The following is a 21,571-nucleotide window of genomic DNA, read 5'->3' on the forward strand; positions in this document are numbered from 1 at the left end:
ACAGCCCTGATTTTCCGGCCCCTGCCGCCGCTGCGGCAGGGTGCTGCGACTTGCCCCGCGCGCGCGCATTCCCTATGGAGTTGACAGCACGAGGGACAGATCATGCGCATTCTCATCACCAATGACGACGGCATCAACGCTCCGGGGCTGGAGGTGCTGCACGCCATCGCCACCGAGATCGCGGGCCCCCAAGGCGAAGTCTGGACCGTGGCGCCCGCTTTCGAGCAGTCCGGGGTCGGCCATTGCATCAGCTACACCCATCCGATGATGGTGGCCGAGCTTGGCCCGCGCCGCTGGGCCGCCGAGGGCAGCCCCGCCGACTGCGTCATCGCGGCGCTGCATGACGTGATGACCGACACGCCGCCGGATCTGATCCTGTCCGGGGTCAACCGGGGCAACAACTCCGCCGAAAACGCGCTTTATTCCGGCACGCTGGGCGGCGCCATGGAAGGCGCGCTGCAGGGCCTACCCGCCATCGCGCTGTCGCAATATCTGGGGCCGCGCACCCGCGATCTGGAGAACCCCTTCGAGGGGGCCGCAACCTATGGCGTCGAGGTGATCCGCCGCATCCTTGCCACCGGGCTGGAGCCCGACGCGCCCTACCGGCTGTTCTGGAGCGTGAATTTCCCGCCCCTGCCCGCCGCAGAGGTCAAGGGCACCCGCGTCGTGCCGCAGGGCTACCGCATCGACACCAGCTATGGCTGCGAGCCGCATCTGTCGCCCTCGGGGCGCCGCTTCCTGTGGATCCGGGGCGGCGACCAGCGCGCCCGCGCCACGCCGGGATCGGATGCGGAGGTGAATCTTGACGGTTATATCTCGGTCACGCCCATGCGCGCGGATCTGACCGCACATGACGCGCTGGACCGCCTGAAAGACGCCTTTGCATGAGCTTTGACGCCGAAGCCAAGATGCAGTTCCTGTTCGCCCTGCGGTCGCGCGGGGTGACGGACAGCGCCGTGCTTCGCGCCATGGAACGGATCGACCGCGGGCATTTCGTCAAGGGCTACTTCACCGACCGCGCCTATGAGGACATGCCGCTGCCCATCGCCTGCGGCCAGACCATCTCGCAGCCTTCGGTGGTGGGGATCATGACGCAGGCGCTGCAGGTGTCGAGCCGCGACAAGGTGCTGGAGGTGGGCACGGGCTCTGGCTATCAGGCCGCGATCCTCAGCCAGCTGGCGCGGCGCATCTATACCGTGGACCGCCACCGCCGTCTGGTCACCGAGGCGAAGCTGGTCTTTGACCAGCTTGATCTGGCCAACATCACCGCCTTCACCGCCGATGGCAGCTTCGGTCTGCCCGATCAGGCACCGTTTGACCGCATTCTGGTCACCGCCGCCGCCGAGGATCCGCCCGGCCCGCTCTTGGCCCAGTTGCGGATTGGCGGTATCATGGTGCTGCCGGTGGGGCAGTCTGATACCGTGCAGCATCTGATCCGTGTCACCCGCACGGAAGACGGATTCGAGTATGACGAACTGCGCCCCGTGCGTTTCGTGCCGCTGGTCGAGGGGCTGGCCAAGGACAGCTGACCCAACCTGCGGCCCATTTGCCGTGACGTCCCGGCACAAGGGGCGCATTTGAGGATCGAGAGACAGATGCACAATCGCCGCTTCACCGCGTCCCGCCTTGCCCTGCCGCTGGGGGTTCTTGCCGCGCTCGCCGCCTGCGACTCGCTGGATTACGACATGCGGGGCCGCATGGGTGGCTCGGTCGACACCAGCGCCGCCGCGCTGCAGGCCGCCGCCAACCGCCCCGCCCCGGACAATCGCGGCATCATCTCCTATCCGAACTATCAGGTGGCCGTGGCCCGGCGCGACGACACGGTGGCGACGCTGGCGGGGCGCATCGGCCTGCCCGCCGGAGAACTGGCGCGCTACAACGGCATGCAGCCGGACGATCCGCTGCGCGAGGGCGTCATCATCGCCCTGCCGGGCCGGGTGTCCGAACCCTCGCCCGCCACCGGCGCCGCGACCACCGGCCCGATCCAGCCGCCCGCGCAGGTCGACATCGCCACACTCGCCGGGGGCGCCATCGACCGTGCCCCCGCCGTGCAGTCGCAGGTCATCACCCCCGCAGGCACCCCGCCCGCCAGCACCGCCGCCCAGCCCCAGACCGGGGTGGAGCCGATCCGCCACAAGGTGACGCGCGGCGAGACCGCCTTCACCATCGCGCGGCTTTACAACGTGACCCCGCGCGCGCTGGCCGACTGGAACGCGCTTGATGCCAATTACACGCTGCGCGAGGGCCAGTATCTGCTGATCCCGGTGGCGGAGCCGCGCAGCAGCAGCGCCAGCAGCAACGCGGCGCTGGCCACCACCGCGCCCGGCACCGGATCGCCCACGCCGCAGCCGCCCTCGGCCAGCCAGCCGCTGCCGCAGAACGAACCCGCCCCGGCGGCGCAGACGGCCTCCGCCTCCACCACGCCCGCAGCACCGGCCAAGCCCGTGGCCGAGATCGGCCAGAGCACGTCAAAGCCCGCCAGCGCCGCCGCCATGGCCATGCCGGTGCAGGGCAGCATCGTGCGCGAATATGCCAAGGGCAAGAACGAGGGCATCGACATCGCGGCCCCCGGCGGCACCCCGGTGCAGGCCGCTGCCGCAGGCACGGTGGCCGCCATCACCCGCAACACGGACAACGTGCAGATCGTGGTTATCCGCCACCCGGACGAACTGCTGTCGATCTACACGCATCTGGACGGGCTGCAGGTCGCCAAGGGTGATGCGGTGACGCGCGGCCAGTCCATCGGCTCGGTCCGCGCGGGGGATCCGGCCTTCCTGCATTTCGAGGTGCGCAAGGGCTTCGACAGCGTCGATCCCATGACCTACCTGCGCTGACAGCACTTTCCGGCGCCGGGCTTCGTTACCACAGCTCGGCCCGGTCCAGCGCCGCCACGCAGCGTGACTGCCCGCGCAGCGCCGGCATGGCCCCCGCGTCCAGCGACCGCCCCAGCCAGCCCTGCGGCATGCTCAGCGGCAGGGGCGCGCGCGCCTGTGTTTCGGTGATGCGGGCAAAGCCCGCCCGCCCGTAAAAGGCCGGATCGCCATAGGTCAGCGCCACATCCCAGCCTTCGGCGCGCAGCGCGGCCAGCGCGTGGCGCAGCAGGGCCAGCCCCACGCCCTGCCCCTGCCTAGCCACCGCCATCGGCGACAGCAGCAGCACGCGGTGCGGATCCTCGGGGAAATCCAGCCGGGTGAAAATGACGCCGCCAAGGGTTTCGCCCGCCTCCGTGGCGCAGAACACCCGGATGTCGGCGGCGGGCGTGGTGGCCAGCAGGTCGCGGACCAGCCCGCCGACCACGGCGCCCTCCGCCGCCCCTTCGGAGGCGGAGAACACCGCCGTCACCAGTGCCGCAAGATCGGGCCGGGCGCCTTGGGCAACCTGCATCTGCCGCTCCCCTCCGGTCTGCGTCAGCTCAGCGCCACGCCTTCGCGCCCCGCCAGATCCACGAAGAACTGCCATGCCACCCGGCCAGACCGCGCGCCGCGCGTGGCCTGCCATTCGATGGCTTCGGCGCGCAGCCGGTCCTCGGGGACAGTCACGCCATGTGCCGCGCAATAGCCCCGGATCATGTCCAGATAGTCGTCCTGCGAACAGGGGTGGAAGCCCAGCCACAGCCCGAACCGGTCCGACAGCGACACCTTTTCCTCCACCGCCTCGGAGGGGCTGATGGAGGTGGAGCGTTCGTTTTCGATCATGTCGCGCGGCATCAGGTGGCGCCGGTTGGAGGTGGCGTAGAGCAGCACGTTGTCGGGCCGCCCCTCGATGCCGCCATCCAGCACCGCCTTCAGGCTTTTGTAATGCTGGTCGTCGTGGCTGAACGACAGGTCGTCGCAGAACAGCAGGAAGCGCTGGTCGCTGGCGCGCAGCAGATTGAGCAGACGCGCGACCGAGGGCAGATCCTCGCGCTGCAACTCCACCAGCTTCAGATCTTCGCCCCTTGCGCGAACTTCGGCATGCACCGCCTTGACGATGCTGGATTTTCCCATGCCGCGCGCACCCCAGAGCAGGGCATTGTTGGCAGGCAGGCCACGCGCGAACTGCAGCGTGTTCTGCAGCAGCGTGTCCCGCGTGCGGTCCACCCCCACCAGAAGGCGCAGCGCCACGCGGCTGATCTGATGCACCGGCTCCAGCCGGTCGGGATTGGTGTGCCAGACAAACGCCTCGGCCGCCCCAAATTCTGGGGCGGCCTGCGGCGCGGGGGCCATGCGTTCCAGCGCGGCGGCGATGCGTTTCAGCGTCGATTTGGTCACGTGCGGTCGTCCTTCGCGTCCTCGTCGAACTGCTTCATCAGAGGATCGTTTTCGGTATCAGGCTCTTCTTCGAACCACAGGCCTTGGGCCTTCAGCTCTTTCTCGCGCTTCTTTTCCACCATGCGGACAAGGAAGATCGAGATTTCGTAAAGACCGTAGACCACCACGAACAGGATCAGCTGCGTGGTGACATCGGGCGGCGTGACCACGGCGGCCAGCACCAGAATGGCCACCACGGCATATTTCCGCACCGAGGCCAGACCTTCGGAAGACACCAGCCCCGCCTTGCCCATCAGGGTCAGCAGCACCGGCAGCTGGAAACAGAGCCCGAAGGCGATGATGAATTTCAGCGTGATGTCGAGCGACTCGTTCACCTTGCCGAAGAAGGTGATCCGCATGCCCTCGGTGGTTTCCGGCACCACGGCGGTGTCGATCGGCACACCGGCGGGCAGCGTGTCGGCGGCACGGGCCAGAAGTTCGGCGAAGATCGACGAGACATCGGCAAAGCCAAGGAAGAACGCCATGGCAAGCGGGGTCACGACAAAATGCGCAAAGCTCGCCCCCAGCAGGAACATCGCCGGCGAGGCGATGAGGAAGGGCAGGAAGGCGCCCTTTTCCGACCGGTAAAGCCCCGGCGCCACGAAGCGCCACAGCTGGTAAGAGATCACCGGGAAGGCCAGCGCAAAGCCGAACACCATGGAAATCCGGAACAGCGTGAACAGGTATTCCTGCGGCGAGGTGTATTGCATCGTGGGCGACGGATCACCCAGCGAGCGCAGCGTCGCCTCGATCGGTTCCAGCAGGAATTGCAGGATGGGTTCGGCCACGGTGAAGGCCAGCACCATGCCGATGATGAAGGCCACCACCGCGCGGATCAGCCGCGTGCGCAGTTCCGCCAGATGCTCGATCAGCGGGGCGGAACTGTCCTCGATCTCGTCATGCGCCTCGCTCATGCCTCACCGTCTTTCTTCAGCGCCGCTTCCATTTCCTCGGCCTTGCGCGCGGACTCCTCGGCGCGCTTGGCGGCGGCCTCGGCTTCGCGTTTCTGGCGTTCGGCGGCGGCGCGGGCGGCACCCGCCTCGATCTTTTTCTTCTGCGCGGCGCGTTCGGGATCAAGCGCGCCGGGATCCTCTTTCAGCCCCTCGCCCTTTTTCGGCGGCGTGGGATCGGTCATCGACCGGGCGGCATCGCGCACCCCGTCCATCGCGGATCCCAGCGGGTTCGTGGCGGATTTGAAGGTCTTCGCCACGTCGCGCATGCCGGATTCATCCGCAGCATCGTTCATGGCGCGGCTGAATTCCCGCGCCATGCCGCGTGCCTTGCCCATGAAGCGCCCGACATTGCGGAACAGCACCGGCAAATCCTTTGGTCCCACAACGATCAGCGCGACGATGCCGATGACCAGCAGTTCCGACCAGCCCAGATCGAACATGTGCGATCAGACCTTGGTCTTCTCGTCCTCGGGGGTCACATCCCGGGCCTTGTCTGCCTTCTCGTCCTCGATGTCCTTGGACCCGTCGCTGACGCCCTTCTTGAAGGCGGTGATGCCCTTGCCGACCTCGCCCATGAGGTTGGAGATCTTGCCGCGGCCGAACAGCACCAGCACGACGATGGCGATCAGCAGAATGCCCGGAAGCCCGATATTGTTGAGCATGTTGTCTCTCCCGTTGGGGCGGCGGCAGAAGCGGCGCGCGCCCGAGTTTTATTCCCTGTCCGGGTTCTAGAGGCTTTTCCGACCGCTTGAAAAGCGCCAAGGCCCCGGAACGGCGCTTGTGGCTCTGGAAATCGTCACAGTTTCTGACAGTATCCTGTCAGGTGACAGAATGATGTCAGCAAATCCCGGCCCGCCCCATGGCAGAAAGGCGAATCGCATGTCCCGCACCGACCGGCTTTACGCGCTGATGCAGCGGCTGAAGGATGGCCATCTGCACACCGCCGAGGACTTGGCCGCCGCCCTGCAGGTGTCGGTGCGCACGATCTACCGCGACATGGAAACGCTCGCCGCTTCCGGCGTGCCGGTCGAGGGCGAGCGCGGGCGCGGCTATACCGCCCGCGCCGCCATCACCCTGCCGCCGCTGAACCTGACCGAGCCGGAACTGGAGGCGCTGCATCTGGGGCTCGCCGCCATCGGCGCCGCCGACATGGCCGATCTGGCGCAGGCGGCGCGGTCGCTTTCGGCCAAGATCGACGCGGTGCTGCCCGAGGATGCCGGGGCTGCGGCGGGCAGTTTCGGCTTTGCCACCTACCCGTTCCGCGAAGCGGCGGAGGGGTTCCGCTTCATGCCCGCCTTCCGCGCCGCGATCCGCGCCCGGCAGAAGCTGCGCGTCACGCTGCGCGAGGGCGAGCCCCCGCAGGAGGTGCGCCCGCTGCATCTGGATTACTGGGGCCGGGTCTGGACCTGCGTGGTCTGGAACGAAACCGCGCGGGATTTCGACACGTTCCGCATCGACCGGGTCACGGCGCTGACGCCGCTGCCGGGGCTCTTCGTGGATGAACCGGGCAAAAGCCTCGCCGATTTCCGCGCGCGCGGCACGGGCCGCTGACAGAGACAGAAAAGCCCCCGGAACCAGCGGCTCCGGGGGCGTTCAAAACTCGTTACATGGCCTTATACGGGCCGAACAGAGGATTGGATCACTCTGCCTTCATCGCCTCGACGGAAATGTTCAGCTCGACCTCGTCGCTGACATAGGGCGCGAACATGCCAAGGTTGAAATCCGACCGCAGCAGCGTGGTGGTGGCGGTGAAGCCCAGCCACGGCTTGCCTTCCATCGGATGCTCGCTTGCCTGCATCAGCTTGGTGTCCAGCACGACTTCCTTGGTCTCGCCGTTCAGGGTCAGATCGCCGGTGATCAGCGCGGTGTCCTCGCCGGTCACTTCGATGCCGGTGGAGGTGAAGGTCACCATCTCGTCCTCGGCCGCGTCGAAGAAATCGCCGCTCATGAAATGGTCGAACCGGGCTTCCCAGCCGGTGATCATGCTGCGCACCGGGAAGGACACTTCCACGGAAGAGGCGGCAGGCTCTTCGGCATCATAGGAGATGACGCCCTCGAAGCCGGAGAACATGCCGTAGCCGACCGAATAGCCAAGGTGGTTGTAGGAGAACACGATCTGGCTGTGGCTCGGATCCACCGAATAGGCTTCGGGTTCGGCGGCAGCAGCAAGGGGGGCAAGCGCCAGCGCACCGGCGAGCAGATAGGATTTCATGAAAGGCATCTCCATCAGGATTTCAGATGCCTCTTCATGTGGGGCAGTGCCGCGCCGCGGCAATCCGGTCTTCGCCCACAGGGTCTGTGGAAATACGAACACTCATTCCCGCAGGGGGCGCGGCTGCGGCCCCTGCTGCGGCTGGCTGCGCCCGCCCAGCAGGCAGGCGGTGCCGGTCAGCGCCAGAAACAGCGACAGCCCCAGCCGGACCAGTTGCAGCGCCGGCAGCCCTTCGGAGGTGGGCACCAGCCAGATGGTCAGCGCCGCCGCCCAGAGCGTGACACCCGCCACCAGCACGATCATCCGCAACAGAACGATGATGCTGTCTTGCGCCGGCATTGGTACGACCGGAAACGTGGTTTCTGCGGACATCTTGCTCTCTCCCTCGCTACGCGTCACAAGGTTAACCTCGCGTCAAAAGAAGGCCGGAATTGGGCATGACCAAGGAATTGCCCGGGCGGCGGCGGCGGGGGTTGAATCCATGGACCAAGCGTGTATACGGCGCCATCCCTCTGCGAGACGATGAAACGCGCAGTCTCTCGTGGGCAGGTGCGGAGTGGATGACCTGCCCTATGAAATGCGCCCGGACACAAATGGAGCACACATGCCGCTTTACGAGCATGTCTTTATCGCGCGTCAGGATCTTTCCAGCGCGCAGGCCGAAGGTCTTGTCGAACATTTCGGCACCGTCCTGACGGATAACGGCGGCACCGTCGTCGAATCCGAATACTGGGGCGTCAAGACCATGGCGTTCAAGATCAACAAGAACCGCAAGGGCCACTACGCCTTCCTGAAGACCGACGCGCCCGCGTCCGCCGTTCAGGAAATGCAGCGCCTGATGGGTCTGCATGATGACGTGATGCGCGTCCTGACCATCAAGGTCGAAGCGCATGAGGAAGGCCCCTCCGCCCAGATGCAGAAGCGCGACGAGCGCGAAGGCCGGGGTGATCGCGGCGACCGCGGAGATCGCGGCGACCGAGGTGATCGTGGCGACCGGGGTGATCGTGGCGAACGCCGCGAACGCCGCAACTGAACTGGAAAGGAGCTAAACCATGGCCGCAAAACCGTTTTTCCGCCGCCGCAAGGTCTGCCCCTTCTCCGGGGACAATGCGCCGAAAATCGACTACAAGGACACCCGTCTGCTGCAGCGCTACATCTCCGAGCGCGGCAAGATCGTGCCCTCGCGCATCACCGCCGTCTCCGCAAAGAAGCAGCGTGAACTGGCCCGCGCCATCAAGCGCGCCCGCTTCCTCGCCCTTCTGCCCTACGTCGTGAAGTAAGGAGCAAGACAGATGCAAGTCATCCTTCTGGAACGCGTGGCCAAGCTTGGCCAGATGGGCGATGTCGTCGACGTCAAGCCCGGCTTCGCCCGCAACTACCTGCTGCTGCAGGGCAAGGCGCTGACCGCCTCGAAAGAGAACATCGCCGCCTTCGAGTCGCAGAAAGCCCAGCTTGAAGCGCGCAACCTCGACACCCGCAAGGAAGCCGAGGCTCTGGCACAGAACCTTGACGGCCAGCGCTTTGTCGTGATCCGTCAGGCGTCCGATGGCGGCGCGCTTTATGGCTCCGTCACCACCCGTGACGCCGCCGATGTCGCCACCGAAGCCGGCTTCACGATCGACCGCAAGCAGGTCCTGATCCGCAAGCCGATCAAGGAACTGGGCCTGCACGAAGTCGAGGTGCACCTGCACCCCGAGGTGACGGTCGTGATCCTGCTCAACGTCGCCCGCTCCCCCGAGGAGGCCGAAATTCAGGCCGCCGGCAAGTCCATTCAGGAACTGGCCGCCGAGGAAGAGGCACAGGCCGAATTCGAGATCTCGGAACTGTTCGATGATCTCGGTGGCGCCACCGACGACGAAGACCGGGACGAGCGCGACGACGCCTGATCCGGCGCGATCCCGCACAGACAGACGCCGCGCCGGTCCCCCGGCGCGGCGTTTCTGCTTCTGGGCCCGGCTGCGCGCCGCCCCTCCCGTCGCACTCAGCCCTCAGCCCCTGCCCATGCGGCCCGGCAGGCCTGCATCCGCCGCCGCTCAGCTCAGCCCTCCAGCCCGGCCCCATGCAGCCCTCCGGCGCGGCGTGCCTGCATCCGGCACCCGGACGCGCGCCGCCTGCCCCCCTTGCACTCTCAGCCCCGGCCCATGCCCGGCGAGCCGGCACCCGGACACGTGCGCGGCCCGTCCTGCCCCGCCCCAGGCCGCCCTCCGGTGCCGCATGTCCGCTTCCGACCGCCGGATGCGCCCGACACCCTGCCCAAGGTGCCCCACGCGGCCCTCCAGCGCGGCGCCCCGGTTGCGCATGCGGCCGCTCCCGCCGCGCGCTCAGTGCCGCCGCACGGCGCCGCGCCTGCTCCTTCATCTTGCATCTAAACTCCGGGGGTGAATTGGCCGCAGGCCAAGAGGGGGCAGCGCCCCCTCCTGCCCTCCGCGCCGCCCGCGCAAAAGAAAAGGCCGCCCCGAAGGGCGGCCCTGATGCCTCGGAAGGCCTTGCAGAGGGCGGGGATCACTCCTCGTCCAGCGCCTCGACAGCTGCCTGCAGCTCGTCCTTGGTGATCTCTTTTTCGGTCACCACGGCACCGGCCACGATGTGATCGATCACCTTGTCTTCAAAGATCGGCGCGCGCAGCTGCTGCTGCATCTGGGTGTTCTGGCGCACGAAGTCGAAGAAGGCGCGCTCCTGACCCGGATACTGGCGGGCCTGCGCCATGACGGCCTGCGTCATTTCCTGATCGGTGACCTCGACCTCGGCCTTCTGGCCGATATCGGCCAGCAGCAGCCCCAGACGCACGCGGCGCTCGGCCAGCTTCTGGTGCTCTTCGCTGGGCTCGATGGTGTCGTGGTTGTGGTCATGTACGTCGGGGTTTTCTTCGTGCCACAGCTGATGCGCGATCTGCTTGGCCTCGGCCTCCACCAGTGCGGGCGGCAGATCGAAGCTGACCAGACCGTCCAGCGCGTCCAGCAGCGCGCGCTTCATCACCTGACGCGCGGCCCCGGTATATTCCGCTTCCAGACGGTCGCGGATCTGGCCCTTCAGGGCGTCCAGATCCTCGGCACCGAATTTCTTGGCCAGCTCGTCGTCGATGGCGGCAGCCACCGGCTCCTTGACGGCTTTCACGGTCACGTCGAACACGGCGGCCTTGCCCGCCAGATGCTCTGCGCCGTATTCCTCGGGGAAGGTGACCTCGACGGCCTTCTCGTCGCCCGCCTTCAGGCCCAGAAGCTGCTCTTCGAAGCCGGGGATGAACGAACCGGATCCCAGCACCAGCGGGTAATCCTCGGCGGCGCCACCTTCAAAGGCCTCGCCATCGACCTTGCCCAGAAAATCGATCACGATCTGGTCGCCGTCCACGGCGGCGGCATCCTCGGCGCGGTCGTTGAAATCCTGCGCGTTTTCGGCCAGCTGCGCCAGCGCCTCGTCCACGGCGGACTCGTCGGCCTTCACCACCAGCTTTTCCAGCGTGATGGCCGAGGCGTCGATTTCCGGCACGTCGGGCAGCTTTTCATAGCTCATCTCGACCTGCACGTCGTCACCTTCGGACCAGTCCTCGTTGGTCATCTTGACCTGAGGCTGCATGGCCGGACGGTCGCCGGTCTGTTCGAAATGCTCGGACATGGCGCCGTCGATGGCTTCCTGCATGGTCTCGCCCAGCAGACGCTGGCCATACTGCTTCTTCAGCAGCGGCATCGGCACCTTGCCCTTGCGGAAGCCCTTCATCTCGATTTCGGGCCGGGCTTCCGCCAGCTTGGCGTTGACCTTTTCTTCCAGCTCCGCGGCGGTGACGGTGATCGCGTAGGTGCGCTTCAGCCCGTCGTTCAGCGTCTCGGTGACCTGCATGCCAATCCTCATATGCTTCAAGTGGGGCACGCGGCCCCCTTCGTCCGAATTTGGAGCCTTCTATTCATCCCCGCCCAAGCGTGCAAGGCGGATTCGCGCGAGCCAGCCCCGGGCCGGACGCCAAGGGCCGCAGCCGGTCGCCCGGCTGCGGCCCCCAGTGCCTGCCCTGCCCGCTCAGCGTCGACGCGGCGCGTCGGGCCATGCGGTGGCATCGGTGTCCAGATCGGGGAAGCCCGCCGGATCGAAGACCGGGCGCGCCACCCCTTCCGCCAGCTGCCTGCGGAAGTCGGTGATGAGCCGCAGCGCGATCGGGAAGAGCATCATCAGCGCCAGCAGGTTGACCACCGCCAGAATGCCCATCATCGGATCGGAGAAGTTGAACACCGCCGTCGCCCCCGGCGCGATGGCGCCCAGCAGGACCACGGCAATGACCCCCAGCCGCAGCCCCAGCACGCCGCCATCCCCGCGGAACAGGAAGTTGAGCGCGGTCTCGCCAAGGTAATAGTTGTACATGATCGAGGAGAAGGCGAAGAGAAAGATCGCCGCCGTCAGGAAATACTGCGCCCAAGTCCCCACATGGCTGACAAGGCTCTGCTGGGTCAGCACCACACCATCCACCTCGGCGGCGCCGGGCACGTAGACATCGCCCAGCAGGATCACCATGGCGGTGCAGGTGCAGATCACCATGGTATCGATGAAGACCGAAAAGCTCTGCGTGATGCCCTGGCTCACCGGGTGGCGCACATAGGCGGTGGCCGCCACGTTGGGCGCAGAGCCCAGTCCCGCCTCGTTGGAGAAGAGCCCGCGGCGCAGGCCGTTGGACAGCGCGGCCCCCATGCCGCCCGCCACCGCCTCGCGCAGGCCGAAGGCATTGGCGACGATGTCCCACAGCACGGCGGGCAGGCTGGTAAGGTTCAGCACGATGACCAGCAGCGCCATGGCAAGATACCCCACCGCCATCACCGGGATGATGATGTCGGCGGCCTTGGCGATGCGGCGGATGCCGCCAAAGACGATGGCCGCGGTGGCCAGCGCCAGAAAGATGCCGGTCCAGAGCCGGGGCACGCCAAGGCTGTCCTGCGCCGCCCCCGCCACGGTGTTGCCCTGAAAGGCGTTGAAGCCCACGGCGAAGGAGGCGATCAGACAGACCGCATAGATCACCGCCAGCCAGCGATACTGCGGGCCCAGCCCGTGGATGATGGCCTGCGCGGGACCGCCACGATAGGCGCCCTCCGGCGTGCTGCGCTTGAAGACCTGCGCCAGCGTCGACTCGATCAGCGCCGAACACATGCCGATCAGCGCGATGGCCCACATCCAGAACACCGCGCCGGGGCCCCCTGCGGTGATCGCCACGGCCACGCCCGCGATGTTGCCGCCGCCGACGCGCCCGCCGACCGAGACAAGCAGCGCCGCCCGGGCCGAGATCTTGTTGGGATCGTCGGTCTGCGAGCCCTTGCGCAGCACGTTGAACATGCGGCGGAAGAAGCGGAACTGCACAAAGCCGCTGGCAACGGTGAAGAACGTGCCCATGACCACCAGAAAGGGCACCAGCGCCCAGCCCCATGTCAGGTCGTTCACCAGCGTGAAGATCGTGTCAAAAACTTCCAAACCTGTATTCCTTTCGGCTGAACGCGCGGATCCGCTGCCCGCACCCACCATGCTGGGCGGATCCGGCGCCGGTGAAAACCCTTCGCGGGCCGCGTCTGGTCAAAAACTGCGCAGAGGATGCATAAATTCCGCACCCCGGGCGTGGCCGCAGGTTCAGGCGGGCAGGCCCGGCGGCGGAAGATCGGCGGCGGCGGGCATCACCATGATGTCGCAGAGCACCGAGCGCAGCGCGTCGGGGTTGAACGGCTTTTCCACCAGCGGCACGGTCTGGAAATCGCGCGGCAGATGCTCGCGCCCGTAGCCCGAGACGAAACAGAACGGGATGCCGCGCGAGACCAGCAGCGCCGCCACCCGGTCCACCGGCTCGCCGTTCAGGTTGCCATCCAGCAGCGCCAGATCGCAGCGCACTCGCGACGCGGTGTCCAGCGCATCCGACAGGGTGCGCGCCACGGCCACCACCTCGGCGCCCGCATCCTCCAGCTCGAAGCTGATGTCCAGCGCCACCAGCGGCTCGTCCTCCACCACCAGCACGCGGCGGCCCGCCAGCGCGCCCGCGCCCGCAGCGGCGGCGGGGCAGTCGCCGGTCTGCGCCATGGCGCGGCTGCGGGTGGCGGTCACGCCGCGCGACAGGCCGAAGGTCCAGATCACGCCTTCGGGGCGCCAGTCGGTGTTGAACCAGTCGCCATCGCCGGTGGCGCTGGATCCGATCATGGTCATGCCAAAACCCTTGCGGTCCGGGGTGGCCACGACGGGGCCGCCGCGTTCCTCCCAGCGCAGGGTCAGGCCCTCGGGCGCCAGCGCCCAGCTCAGATGCACCTCGCCCTCCGGCACGCTCAGCGCACCGTATTTGCCAGCATTGGTGCCCAGTTCGTGCAGGATCAGCGCCATGCGCAGCATGGTGTCGGGCGACAGGTCCACGCGCGGGCCGGAGCGGTGCAGGCGTTCGCCATCCAGCGTGCCCGCGCGGATCTGGTCATCGATCAGCTGGTCCAGCGGGGCGCTGGCCCATGTGGCATCCGACAGGATCGAATGCGCCCGCGACAGCGCCTGCAACCGGCCCATGAAGCTGCGCTCGAAAGACCGCAGATCCACCGCCTGCCGCAGGCTCTGCCGCGCGATGGCCTGCACATTGGCCAGCGTATTTTTGATCCGGTGGTTCAGCTCGCCGATCAGCAGCGACCGCACCTCCTCGGCCTGCCGCCGTTCGGTGATGTCGAGGATCTGCAGCGACAGCGACTGCGCGCCTTCGGCGCTGGCCAGAACCGAGCCATAGACCTCGCATTCCAGCGCGCGCCCGGCGCCTTGGGTCACGGTGAATTCGGTGGAAAAGCGCGGCGGCGTGGCGGGATCGGGCGCCGAGGCCAGCCAGCCCGACAGCACCGCGATATTCTCGGCGCTCAGCCAGCCCGCCTGCGGCAGCGGCAGGCCCACCATCTGCGCCGCACTGCGCCCGAAGAGCCGCTCTGCCCCCTGCGACCAGCGCCGGATCACCAGCGCGCCGTCGCATTCCACCAGCGCCAGCGGCGAATTGTCGGCATGGGCCTTGAGCTGCGCCATGGCGCGGTCGCGGGCACGGGCGATCTCCAGCATCTGGTCGCGCTGGCGTTCCAGATCGCGCGCCTGCTGGCCGATGCGGAAAAACACCTCCGCCTTGGATTTCAGGATCAGCGGATCGATGGGCTTGAAGATGTAATCCACCGCCCCCGCCTCGTAGCCGCGGAAGCGCCGCGCCTCGTTCACTTCGGAGGCGGTGACAAAGATAATGGGCACGGACCGGGTGCGTTCGGTGCCGCGCATGATCTCTGCCAGTTCATACCCGTCGGTGCCGGGCATGTGCACATCCAGCAGCGCCAGCGCGTAATCGTGGCGCAGCATCAGTTCCAGCGCCGCATCCGCCGATTTCGCCCGGTCAATGGCCAGACCATCCCGACGCAGCAGCGCCTCCAGCGCCATGAGGTTTTCCTCGATGTCATCGACGATCAGAAAACGGATGGGTTCAGCCGGCATTGAGAGCCTCCTGAGAATAGGTCGTGCGCCGCCAGATGCGGTCGGTTTCGTCGAAGGTGGCGAAGGCCGCCGAATGGGTCGAAAAGCGCAGCGTCTCGTGCGAGCCCAGACCCAGAAAGCCGCCCCGCGCCAGCGCCTCCGCAAACAGCCCCACCGCGCGGTCCTGCAGCACCGAGTCGAAATAGATCAGCACGTTGCGGCAGGAAATCAGATGCACCTCGGAAAACACCTGATCGGTGGCAAGGTTGTGTTCGGTGAACACGGTGCGCGCGCGCAGGCTGCGGTCGATCACCGCGCGGCCATAGCCGGCGGTGTAGTAATCCGACAGCGAGCCGCGCCCGCCCGCGCCGTAATAGTTGTGCGAAAACGCCGCCAGCCGGTCGATGTCATAGATGCCCGATTCCGCCCGCGCCAGCGCCCGGCGGTTGATCTCCGTCGCATAGAACAGCGTGCGGTCGAACAGCCCCTCCTCGCGGAAAAGGATCGCCAGCGAATACAGCTCCTCGCCATCGGCACAGCCCGCCACCCAGACCTTGAGCGAGGGAAAGGTGCGCAGATGCGGGATCACCTCGCGGCGCAGGGCAAGGAAATAGGACGGATCGCGGAACATCTCGCTGACCTGCACGGTCATCGCGTCGATGATCTCGGGCAGGACGTCCGGATCATGCAGCAGGCGCTTCTGCAGATCCGACAGCGTCTCGCAGTCCAGCCGTTCCCGCGCCAGATCGGCGCGGCGCAGCAGCGAGGAGCGCGAATAGGACCGAAAGTCGTAGTGATGGCGCCGGTGCAGCGCCTCGAGGAACAGATCCAGCTCGATCCCCTCGGCGGTGCCGACAGCGGGCAGCGGCGCGGCGGTCATCGCGGCATCCAGACGCGGGTCAGCGACAGCAGCTTGTCCACATCGAGGGGCTTCGGCAGGTAATCATTAGCCCCGGCGGCAAGGCACTGGTTCTGGTCCTCGGCCATGGCCTTGGCGGTCAGCATGATGATCGGCAGGCCCTTCCAGCGGTCGATCTTGCGGATCTCGCGCGTGGCGGTCAGCCCGTCCATTTCCGGCATCATCACATCCATCAGCACAAGGTCGACCTTGGGCGCCGCGCCATCGGCGGTGCGCGCCAGCGCCTCCAGCGCCTCGCGGCCATTGCGGGCGATCTGCACCATGGCGCCATGCGGCTCGAAGATGCCGGTCAGCGCGTAGACGTTGCGGATGTCATCCTCCACCACCAGAATGCGCCGCCCCTCCAGCATGGCGTCGCGGTTGAGCGAGGCGGCGAGCAGCGCGCGCTGTTTCTCCGGCAGATCCGACACCACCTGATGCAGGAACAGCGTGACCTCGTCGATCAGCCGCTCGGGCGATTTGGCGCCCTTGATGATGATCGACTTGGAATAGCGGCGCAGGCGCAGTTCTTCGGCTTCCGAGAGGGCGCGGGCGGTATAGACGATGACCGGCGGGAAAGAGGTGGCGCTGTCGGCGTCGAGCTGTTCGAGCAGGTCAAAGCCGGTGGCATCGGGCAGCGTCATGTCCAGCACGATGCAGTCGAAAGGATGGGCGCGGAACGCCTCCAGCGCCTCGGCGGCGGTGGCGGCACCCACGGTTTCCACCTCGTCATTGCCCAGAAGCGCCTGCAGCCCCTCCAGCTGCGCGGGGTCATCCTCCACGATCAGCACGCGGCGCAGGCGCTGTTCCAGCCGGTGTTCCAGCTTGCGGAAGGCCTGTTCCAAATCGTCGCGCGGCACCGGCTTCAGCATGTAGCTGAGCGCGCCCTGCGACAGCGCCACATGGGTGTAATCCTCGGCAGAGGCCATATGGATGGGAATGTGCCGCGTGGCGGGGTCGCGCTTGAGCTGGTCCAGCACCGACAGGCCGGAATGATCGGGCAGGCCCACATCCAGCACGATGCCCGCAGGTAGAAGCGCGCGCGCGGCGCGCAGCGCATCCTCGGCCCGGCCCACGCAGACGCAGCGGAAGCCCAGTTCGCGGGCCAGATCCAGCAGCACGGCGGCAAAGGCCGGGTCATCCTCCACCACCAGCATCACGCGGTCGCCGGGGGTCAGCGCGTCGCGGTCATCCTCGACCCCCTCCAGCGCTTCGAAACTCAGCGCGGCGGCGTCCAAAGCGGCGGGCGCGGGCTCCGGAAGCGGCGCGGCGCGCTCTGGCAGGGCGGCGGGCAAGCTTGCGACGGGCTGGCCGGGAAGCTGTTTCGGCAGGGTCAGCGCAAAGGTGCTGCCCCGGCCCTTCTCGCTTTTCAGCGTGATGCGTCCGCCCAGCAGATCCGCCAGTTCGCGCGAAATCGACAGGCCCAGCCCGGTGCCGCCAAAGCGGCGCGAGATGGTGCCATCGGCCTGACGGAACGCCTCGAACACGGCTTCCTGCTCGGCCATGTCGATGCCGATGCCGGTATCCTCCACCGCAAAGCTCACGCCGCCGCCCGGGGCGGGCGTCACCCGCAGCGTGACCCGGCCGCGTTCGGTGAACTTGATGGCGTTCGACAGGAAGTTGCGCAGCACCTGTTCCAGCCGCCCCGGATCGGTCATGATCTCGGTCGCCTTCGGGTCGACCTCGGTGGACAGGTCCAGCCCCTTGGCGCGGGCCTGCATCTCGAAGCCGCGCAGCATCTTCTGCGCCACGGCCTTTGGTGCCACCGGTTCGGCGGCGATGTCGAGCTTGCCCGCCTCGATCTTGGACAGATCCAGAATGTCGTTGATGAGGGTCAGCAGATCCTGCCCCGAGCTTTCGATGGTCTGCGCCCAGCGGACCTGTTCATCGGTCAGCGTGCGCGCGCGGTTTTCGGCCAGAAGCCGCGACATGATCAGCAGCGCATTCAGCGGCGTGCGCAGCTCGTGCGACATGTTGGCGACAAATTCGGATTTGTAGCGGCTTTCGCGGGCCAGCGCCTGCGACTGGTCCTCCAGCAGGCGGCGCGACCGGGCCAGCGCGTCGCGCTGTTCCTCCAGCTCCTGCGTCTGGCTTTCCAGCTGGGCGTTCTGCTCTTCCAGCTCGGCCTGCTGATGCTCCAGACGGCGCTGGCTGTCCTGCAGGGCGCGGGCCTGCTCCTCCAGTTCCTCGTTGGAGGCGGCAAGCTCTTCGGTCTGGTTGCGCAGTTCCTCGGCCTGACGGCGGGTCTCCTCCAGCAGTTCCTGAAGCTGGCCGCGATACTGCGCCGACCGGAAGGCGATGCCGATCTTGTCCGACACCCGTTCGAACAGCTCGCGCACCCGGCCCGACATCGGCGCATCAAGGCCGAATTCCAGCAGACCGTTGATCTGCAGCCCGTCTTCCACCGGCACGATCACCGACTGCGCACAGTGCCCGCGGCTAAGCCCGGTGGCCCAGCCAAGCGCCTGTTCCGGCGTGGTGTCCAGTTCGATGATCTTCTGGTCGGTCACGGCGCGCCACAGATGGCCCTGCCCCTGCGCCACGCGGGACGGCAGATCGGACTCGTCCACGCCCCAGCTGGCCACACGGCGGAATTCGGGGCCAGAGCGCACCCAGACCACCGCCGCCCGCGCGCCGCTGCGTTCGGCCAGCGCGCGCAGCACATGATCCCCCAGCGCCTCCACGGTCTTGTCACCCTGCACGGCGCGGGACACGGCGACCTGCCCCTGCTGCACCCATTCGGTGCGGGTCAGGGCGGTCCGGGCAAGGATCATCGACCGGCCCACCACCCCGATGATCAGGATGACCACGCCCGCCATGCTGCGGTTGGCCATGGCAACCGTCGGGTCGATGCCGCGCCGGTCAAGCACATAGCCCACCGCCATGATGATGCAGATGGCCACGGCGCTCACCACCGGAACCATCGGCCTGCGCGAGGCAAAGGCCAGCACCAGCGGCAGCAGGTAGATGATCCAGACCGCGGTGCCCATGGGATAAAAAACATCCAGCGTGAACACCGCAGCGATGGCTGCGACAATGGCCGCCAGAATGGCCGGTTCTTCGAATTTCTTCACGCGCGCTCCTGCCTGTCCCGGTGCCGTCCGGCTGGGTATCCGCGATTTGGTCGGCCCCTGCCAGCCCCGCAACTGCCCGTTGCCGCAGCGGATCCCCACGCTCTGCACGGAACGACACCGCAGGCGAAACGCGACAGCGCCGCCAAGGTTCCGCCCGCCGTGACATTTTTTCCAGACTCCCCCGCGCGGGCATGGGGGTTCCGGCTCGCCAACCGGGCATAGCTGCCCTAGATGTAGCGCGGACCCAGCTGGCCGGACCCATGATCACCTACAAGACCAAATACGCGCTCAAAGCCCTGATGGTGCTCGCCGACCAGAAGGCGCAGGACGGCGACGCCCTGCGCATCGAGGAGGTGGCGGCGCGGTCCGGCGCGCCCAAGCGGTTTCTGGAACATATCCTGCTTGATCTGAAACGCGCGGGCCTGATCGGCAGCCGCCGCGGACGCCATGGCGGATACGAGCTGATCAAGGAGGCGCGGCGCATCTCGCTGGCCGAGGTGCTGCGGCTCATCGACGGGCCGATGGCGCCGCTGCCCTGTCTGTCGCGCAAGGCCTATCAGCGCTGCGAGGATTGCACCGACGAGGAAACCTGCCGGGTGCGGGCGGTGTTCGGCGGGTTCTACGCCACCTATCTGCTGATGATCGAAAGCCTGACGCTGGCCGACCTGCAAAAAGACACATCCCCGCTGGAGCGGTTCGGGCTGACCGAACACGATCCCGACCCCGAACCGGCGGCGGAGGACTGACGCCACCTGCCGCCGGCTGGACCCTCCCGGTCAGAACGGGAAGAACAGCGGCAGCACCAGCACCGCCACCACCGCAAAGATCACGTTCAGCGGCAGGCCCACCCGCAGGAAATCGCTGAACCTGTAGCCCCCGGCGCTATAGACGAAGGTGTTGGTCTGATAGCCGATCGGCGTGGCGAAGCTGGCCGAGGCGGCAAACATCACCGCCATGATGAAGGGGCGCGGGTCATATCCCAGCTGCTGCGCCAGCCCGATGGCGATGGGGCCGATCAGCACCGCCACCGCGTTGTTCGACACCATCTCGGTCAGGGTGGAGGTCAGCACATAGATCACCGCAAGGATCGCGAGCGGCCCCAGATCGCCCACCGCCGCCACGACCGCCGTCACGATCATCGCCGCCGCCCCCGACTGTTCCAGCCCCATGCTCAGCCCCAGCATGCCGAAGATCAGGAACAGGATGCGCCAGTCGATGGCATCAAAAGCCTCGGCGGGATCGACGCAGCGCGTCAGCATCACCAGCACCGCGCCGATCAGCGACAGGCCAGCGATGGGCAGCACCTCGAAGGCCGACAGGATCACCACGGCAAGGATGACCGCAATGGCGATGGGGGCCTTCCTGCGGCGCAGCGGCTGCTCGCTGGGGGCGGTCAGGTTGACGATGCCGCCATCCTCCACCAGCCGCCGCAGCCCTTCGGCGGGGCCTTCCAGCAGCAGCGTGTCGGCAAAGTTCAGCCGCATGTCGGGCAGATCCTGCGACAGGTTCTGCCCCTGCCGGTGCACCGCCATCAGATAGACGCCATATTTGCGCCGCAGCTTCAGGTCGCGGATGGGCCGCCCGCGCAGATGCGAATTCGGGCCGACGCTGGCCTCCATGGTCAGGGTGCGGTCGGCGGTCACCGGCTCCAGCCCGCGCTCCTCCATGTCGTGAAAGACGATCTCGCCGCTGTCTTTCAGCCCGAGGATCTCGCCCGGATCGGTGCGGATCACCACCCGGTCGCCCGCCGCCAGCACCAGCGAAGGCAGGCTGCGGCGCAGCGACTCCTCGCCACGCAGCACGTCAAGGATCTGCGCGCTGGCAGAGTTCAGCGGCAGGTCGCGCACGCCCTTGCCGATCAGCCGGGAATCATGCGGGATCAGCAGCCGGGCCAGAAACTTGCGCTTGCCGCCCTGCCCCAGCAAGGAGGCCAGCGAGGCGCGGTCGGGCAGCAGGAACCGCCCCGCCAGCACCATGTAGACCAGCCCCACCGCGGCAAAGACCAGCCCCGGCAGCGTCATCTCGAACATGGTGATGGGCGGCTGGCCCGCATCCCGCGCCACCCCGCTCATCAGGATGTTGGTGGAGGTGCCCACCAACGTCAGCGTGCCGCCAAAGATCGCGGCGAAGGACAACGGGATCAGCAGCCGCGACGGCGCCACCCCCACCGATCCCGCCAGCGCGATCATGATCGGCGTCAGCAGGATCACCACCGGCGTGTTGTTCATGAAGGCCGAGGCCGCCATGGTGCCCAGCATCATGAAGGTGATGGTGCGCAGGAAGGATCCGCGCGCCAGCCGCCGCAGCGCGTCGCCCACCAGATCCAGCACGCCGGTGCGTTCCAGCGCGGCGGAGATGATGAACATCATCGCGATGGTGATGGGCGCGGAATTGCCGAAGACGGTCAGGAAATCGGCGGTCTCCAGCACGCCGGTGCCGATCAGCACCGCAGGGGCGGCCAGCGCCACCACCTCCGGCGGATAGGTCTCCCGGAAGAAGCTCAGGAACACGATCCCAAGCAGCCCCAGCACAAGAATCTGGTCGAAGGTCATCACGCGCACTCCGCTAAAGCCGGGTCTTGCCCGCTAATCACGTAATAGACGATCAACTCAGTCGTTTTTACAAGCGCAATCCGCCACAAGCCTCGGACCAGCGGCGAAACCGCCCTTTAAAACAGCAAAAACCCGCCCCGGCGGCAGCCAGAGGCGGGTCAGCGC

General features: G+C 67.1%; 21 protein-coding genes. 8 read left to right on the plus strand and 13 right to left on the minus strand.

Annotated elements, in window-relative coordinates:
- Positions 1-102: 102 nt before the first annotated feature.
- The 3 genes from surE (at position 103) to BLR51_RS03925 (ending at position 2,834) form a co-directional block, all read left to right on the plus strand.
- Complete coding sequence (gene surE / locus BLR51_RS03915; protein WP_089844193.1) at positions 103-888, plus strand: 5'/3'-nucleotidase SurE; 786 nt, start codon at positions 103-105, stop codon at positions 886-888.
- Positions 885-1,529 carry a protein-L-isoaspartate(D-aspartate) O-methyltransferase gene (locus BLR51_RS03920; RefSeq protein WP_089844194.1) on the plus strand — a complete coding sequence of 215 codons (645 nt, stop codon included), beginning with the start codon at positions 885-887 and terminating at the stop codon, positions 1,527-1,529. Before surE ends, BLR51_RS03920 begins: the two co-directional genes overlap by 4 nt.
- Before the next feature lie 66 nt (positions 1,530-1,595).
- Positions 1,596-2,834: a M23 family metallopeptidase gene (locus BLR51_RS03925; protein ID WP_089844197.1), complete on the plus strand. Its 1,239-nt coding sequence runs from the start codon at positions 1,596-1,598 to the stop codon at positions 2,832-2,834.
- A 25-nt stretch (positions 2,835-2,859) separates the two neighbouring features.
- Here the strand turns inward: BLR51_RS03925 and BLR51_RS03930 are convergent, their stop codons facing one another.
- Genes BLR51_RS03930 through BLR51_RS03950 form a run of 5 tightly spaced genes read right to left on the minus strand, consistent with a single transcriptional unit; the run spans position 2,860 to position 5,904 of the window.
- Complete coding sequence (locus BLR51_RS03930; protein ID WP_089844199.1) at positions 2,860-3,384, minus strand: GNAT family N-acetyltransferase; 525 nt, start codon at positions 3,382-3,384, stop codon at positions 2,860-2,862.
- A 23-nt stretch (positions 3,385-3,407) separates the two neighbouring features.
- Positions 3,408-4,205, minus strand: coding sequence for an ATP-binding protein (locus BLR51_RS03935; RefSeq protein ID WP_375342676.1), 798 nt, complete (start codon positions 4,203-4,205; stop codon positions 3,408-3,410).
- A gap of 41 nt (positions 4,206-4,246) precedes the next feature.
- On the minus strand, positions 4,247-5,203 hold the full coding sequence (gene tatC, locus BLR51_RS03940) for a twin-arginine translocase subunit TatC (RefSeq protein WP_089844204.1): 957 nt from the start codon (positions 5,201-5,203) through the stop codon (positions 4,247-4,249).
- Positions 5,200-5,682: a Sec-independent protein translocase protein TatB gene (tatB, locus tag BLR51_RS03945; protein WP_089844206.1), complete on the minus strand. Its 483-nt coding sequence runs from the start codon at positions 5,680-5,682 to the stop codon at positions 5,200-5,202. Before tatB ends, tatC begins: the two co-directional genes overlap by 4 nt.
- A 6-nt stretch (positions 5,683-5,688) precedes the next feature.
- Positions 5,689-5,904 (minus strand): twin-arginine translocase TatA/TatE family subunit, encoded by a 216-nt coding sequence (locus BLR51_RS03950; protein ID WP_089844208.1) that lies wholly within the window; start codon positions 5,902-5,904, stop codon positions 5,689-5,691.
- A 217-nt stretch (positions 5,905-6,121) separates the two neighbouring features.
- Between BLR51_RS03950 and BLR51_RS03955 the strand changes: the two genes are divergently transcribed.
- Positions 6,122-6,793, plus strand: a complete 672-nt coding sequence (locus BLR51_RS03955; protein ID WP_089844210.1) for a helix-turn-helix transcriptional regulator — start codon at positions 6,122-6,124, stop codon at positions 6,791-6,793.
- Between the two features lie 88 nt (positions 6,794-6,881).
- Here BLR51_RS03955 and BLR51_RS03960 read toward each other — a convergent pair whose 3' ends face one another.
- Positions 6,882-7,454 (minus strand): YceI family protein, encoded by a 573-nt coding sequence (locus BLR51_RS03960; RefSeq protein ID WP_089844633.1) that lies wholly within the window; start codon positions 7,452-7,454, stop codon positions 6,882-6,884.
- 102 nt (positions 7,455-7,556) lie between these two features.
- On the minus strand, positions 7,557-7,826 hold the full coding sequence (locus BLR51_RS03965; RefSeq protein ID WP_131821779.1) for a hypothetical protein: 270 nt from the start codon (positions 7,824-7,826) through the stop codon (positions 7,557-7,559).
- Positions 7,827-8,058: 232 nt separating this feature from the next.
- Between BLR51_RS03965 and rpsF the strand changes: the two genes are divergently transcribed.
- The 3 genes from rpsF to rplI are packed head-to-tail and all read left to right on the plus strand — an operon-like array spanning position 8,059 to position 9,340.
- The gene (rpsF, locus tag BLR51_RS03970) at positions 8,059-8,487 is read left to right on the plus strand and encodes a 30S ribosomal protein S6 (protein ID WP_089844213.1); all 429 of its coding nucleotides are present in this window, start codon (positions 8,059-8,061) and stop codon (positions 8,485-8,487) included.
- 19 nt (positions 8,488-8,506) lie between these two features.
- A complete protein-coding gene (rpsR, locus tag BLR51_RS03975) occupies positions 8,507-8,734 on the plus strand; it encodes a 30S ribosomal protein S18 (RefSeq protein WP_089844216.1) in 228 nt (75 codons plus the stop codon).
- Between the two features lie 12 nt (positions 8,735-8,746).
- Positions 8,747-9,340, plus strand: a complete 594-nt coding sequence (gene rplI / locus BLR51_RS03980) for a 50S ribosomal protein L9 (protein ID WP_089844218.1) — start codon at positions 8,747-8,749, stop codon at positions 9,338-9,340.
- 616 nt (positions 9,341-9,956) lie between these two features.
- On the opposite strand, the gene tig is transcribed toward rplI, so the two are convergent.
- From tig to BLR51_RS04005, 5 genes are all read right to left on the minus strand, one after another.
- Positions 9,957-11,288: a trigger factor gene (gene tig, locus BLR51_RS03985; protein WP_089844220.1), complete on the minus strand. Its 1,332-nt coding sequence runs from the start codon at positions 11,286-11,288 to the stop codon at positions 9,957-9,959.
- Between the two features lie 174 nt (positions 11,289-11,462).
- On the minus strand, positions 11,463-12,896 hold the full coding sequence (locus BLR51_RS03990) for an alanine/glycine:cation symporter family protein (RefSeq protein WP_089844222.1): 1,434 nt from the start codon (positions 12,894-12,896) through the stop codon (positions 11,463-11,465).
- Between the two features lie 153 nt (positions 12,897-13,049).
- Entirely contained in the window at positions 13,050-14,903 is a 1,854-nt protein-coding gene (locus BLR51_RS03995) for a response regulator (RefSeq protein WP_089844224.1), read from the minus strand.
- Positions 14,893-15,762, minus strand: coding sequence for a CheR family methyltransferase (locus BLR51_RS04000; RefSeq protein WP_089844225.1), 870 nt, complete (start codon positions 15,760-15,762; stop codon positions 14,893-14,895). Before BLR51_RS04000 ends, BLR51_RS03995 begins: the two co-directional genes overlap by 11 nt.
- A complete protein-coding gene (locus BLR51_RS04005) occupies positions 15,759-18,854 on the minus strand; it encodes a response regulator (RefSeq protein ID WP_242656631.1) in 3,096 nt (1,031 codons plus the stop codon). Before BLR51_RS04005 ends, BLR51_RS04000 begins: the two co-directional genes overlap by 4 nt.
- Positions 18,855-19,114: 260 nt before the next feature.
- Between BLR51_RS04005 and BLR51_RS04010 the strand changes: the two genes are divergently transcribed.
- A complete protein-coding gene (locus BLR51_RS04010) occupies positions 19,115-19,600 on the plus strand; it encodes an RrF2 family transcriptional regulator (RefSeq protein ID WP_089844227.1) in 486 nt (161 codons plus the stop codon).
- Between the two features lie 30 nt (positions 19,601-19,630).
- Here the strand turns inward: BLR51_RS04010 and BLR51_RS04015 are convergent, their stop codons facing one another.
- Positions 19,631-21,406 (minus strand): SLC13 family permease, encoded by a 1,776-nt coding sequence (locus tag BLR51_RS04015; RefSeq protein WP_089844229.1) that lies wholly within the window; start codon positions 21,404-21,406, stop codon positions 19,631-19,633.
- Between the last annotated feature and the right edge of the window lie 165 nt (positions 21,407-21,571).

The sequence above is a fragment of the Salipiger marinus genome, from assembly GCF_900100085.1.
GTDB classification, from domain to species: domain Bacteria; phylum Pseudomonadota; class Alphaproteobacteria; order Rhodobacterales; family Rhodobacteraceae; genus Salipiger; species Salipiger marinus.

Bases quoted from the DNA above. Each gene is read 5' to 3' on its own strand.
- BLR51_RS03950 (WP_089844208.1), bottom strand. From the start codon at position 5,904: ATGCTCAACAATATCGGGCTTCCGGGCATTCTGCTGATCGCCATCGTC.
- BLR51_RS03960 (WP_089844633.1), bottom strand. From the start codon at position 7,454: ATGAAATCCTATCTGCTCGCCGGTGCGCTGGCGCTTGCCCCCCTTGCT.
- BLR51_RS03955 (WP_089844210.1), top strand. From the start codon at position 6,122: ATGTCCCGCACCGACCGGCTTTACGCGCTGATGCAGCGGCTGAAGGAT.
- BLR51_RS04000 (WP_089844225.1), bottom strand. From the start codon at position 15,762: ATGACCGCCGCGCCGCTGCCCGCTGTCGGCACCGCCGAGGGGATCGAG.
- BLR51_RS03920 (WP_089844194.1), top strand. From the start codon at position 885: ATGAGCTTTGACGCCGAAGCCAAGATGCAGTTCCTGTTCGCCCTGCGG.
- BLR51_RS03965 (WP_131821779.1), bottom strand. From the start codon at position 7,826: ATGTCCGCAGAAACCACGTTTCCGGTCGTACCAATGCCGGCGCAAGAC.
- BLR51_RS03935 (WP_375342676.1), bottom strand. From the start codon at position 4,205: ATGGCCCCCGCGCCGCAGGCCGCCCCAGAATTTGGGGCGGCCGAGGCG.
- tig (WP_089844220.1), bottom strand. From the start codon at position 11,288: ATGCAGGTCACCGAGACGCTGAACGACGGGCTGAAGCGCACCTACGCG.
- BLR51_RS04015 (WP_089844229.1), bottom strand. From the start codon at position 21,406: ATGACCTTCGACCAGATTCTTGTGCTGGGGCTGCTTGGGATCGTGTTC.
- tatB (WP_089844206.1), bottom strand. From the start codon at position 5,682: ATGTTCGATCTGGGCTGGTCGGAACTGCTGGTCATCGGCATCGTCGCG.
- BLR51_RS04010 (WP_089844227.1), top strand. From the start codon at position 19,115: ATGATCACCTACAAGACCAAATACGCGCTCAAAGCCCTGATGGTGCTC.
- rpsR (WP_089844216.1), top strand. From the start codon at position 8,507: ATGGCCGCAAAACCGTTTTTCCGCCGCCGCAAGGTCTGCCCCTTCTCC.
- BLR51_RS03995 (WP_089844224.1), bottom strand. From the start codon at position 14,903: ATGCCGGCTGAACCCATCCGTTTTCTGATCGTCGATGACATCGAGGAA.
- BLR51_RS03930 (WP_089844199.1), bottom strand. From the start codon at position 3,384: ATGCAGGTTGCCCAAGGCGCCCGGCCCGATCTTGCGGCACTGGTGACG.
- tatC (WP_089844204.1), bottom strand. From the start codon at position 5,203: ATGAGCGAGGCGCATGACGAGATCGAGGACAGTTCCGCCCCGCTGATC.
- surE (WP_089844193.1), top strand. From the start codon at position 103: ATGCGCATTCTCATCACCAATGACGACGGCATCAACGCTCCGGGGCTG.
- rpsF (WP_089844213.1), top strand. From the start codon at position 8,059: ATGCCGCTTTACGAGCATGTCTTTATCGCGCGTCAGGATCTTTCCAGC.
- rplI (WP_089844218.1), top strand. From the start codon at position 8,747: ATGCAAGTCATCCTTCTGGAACGCGTGGCCAAGCTTGGCCAGATGGGC.
- BLR51_RS03925 (WP_089844197.1), top strand. From the start codon at position 1,596: ATGCACAATCGCCGCTTCACCGCGTCCCGCCTTGCCCTGCCGCTGGGG.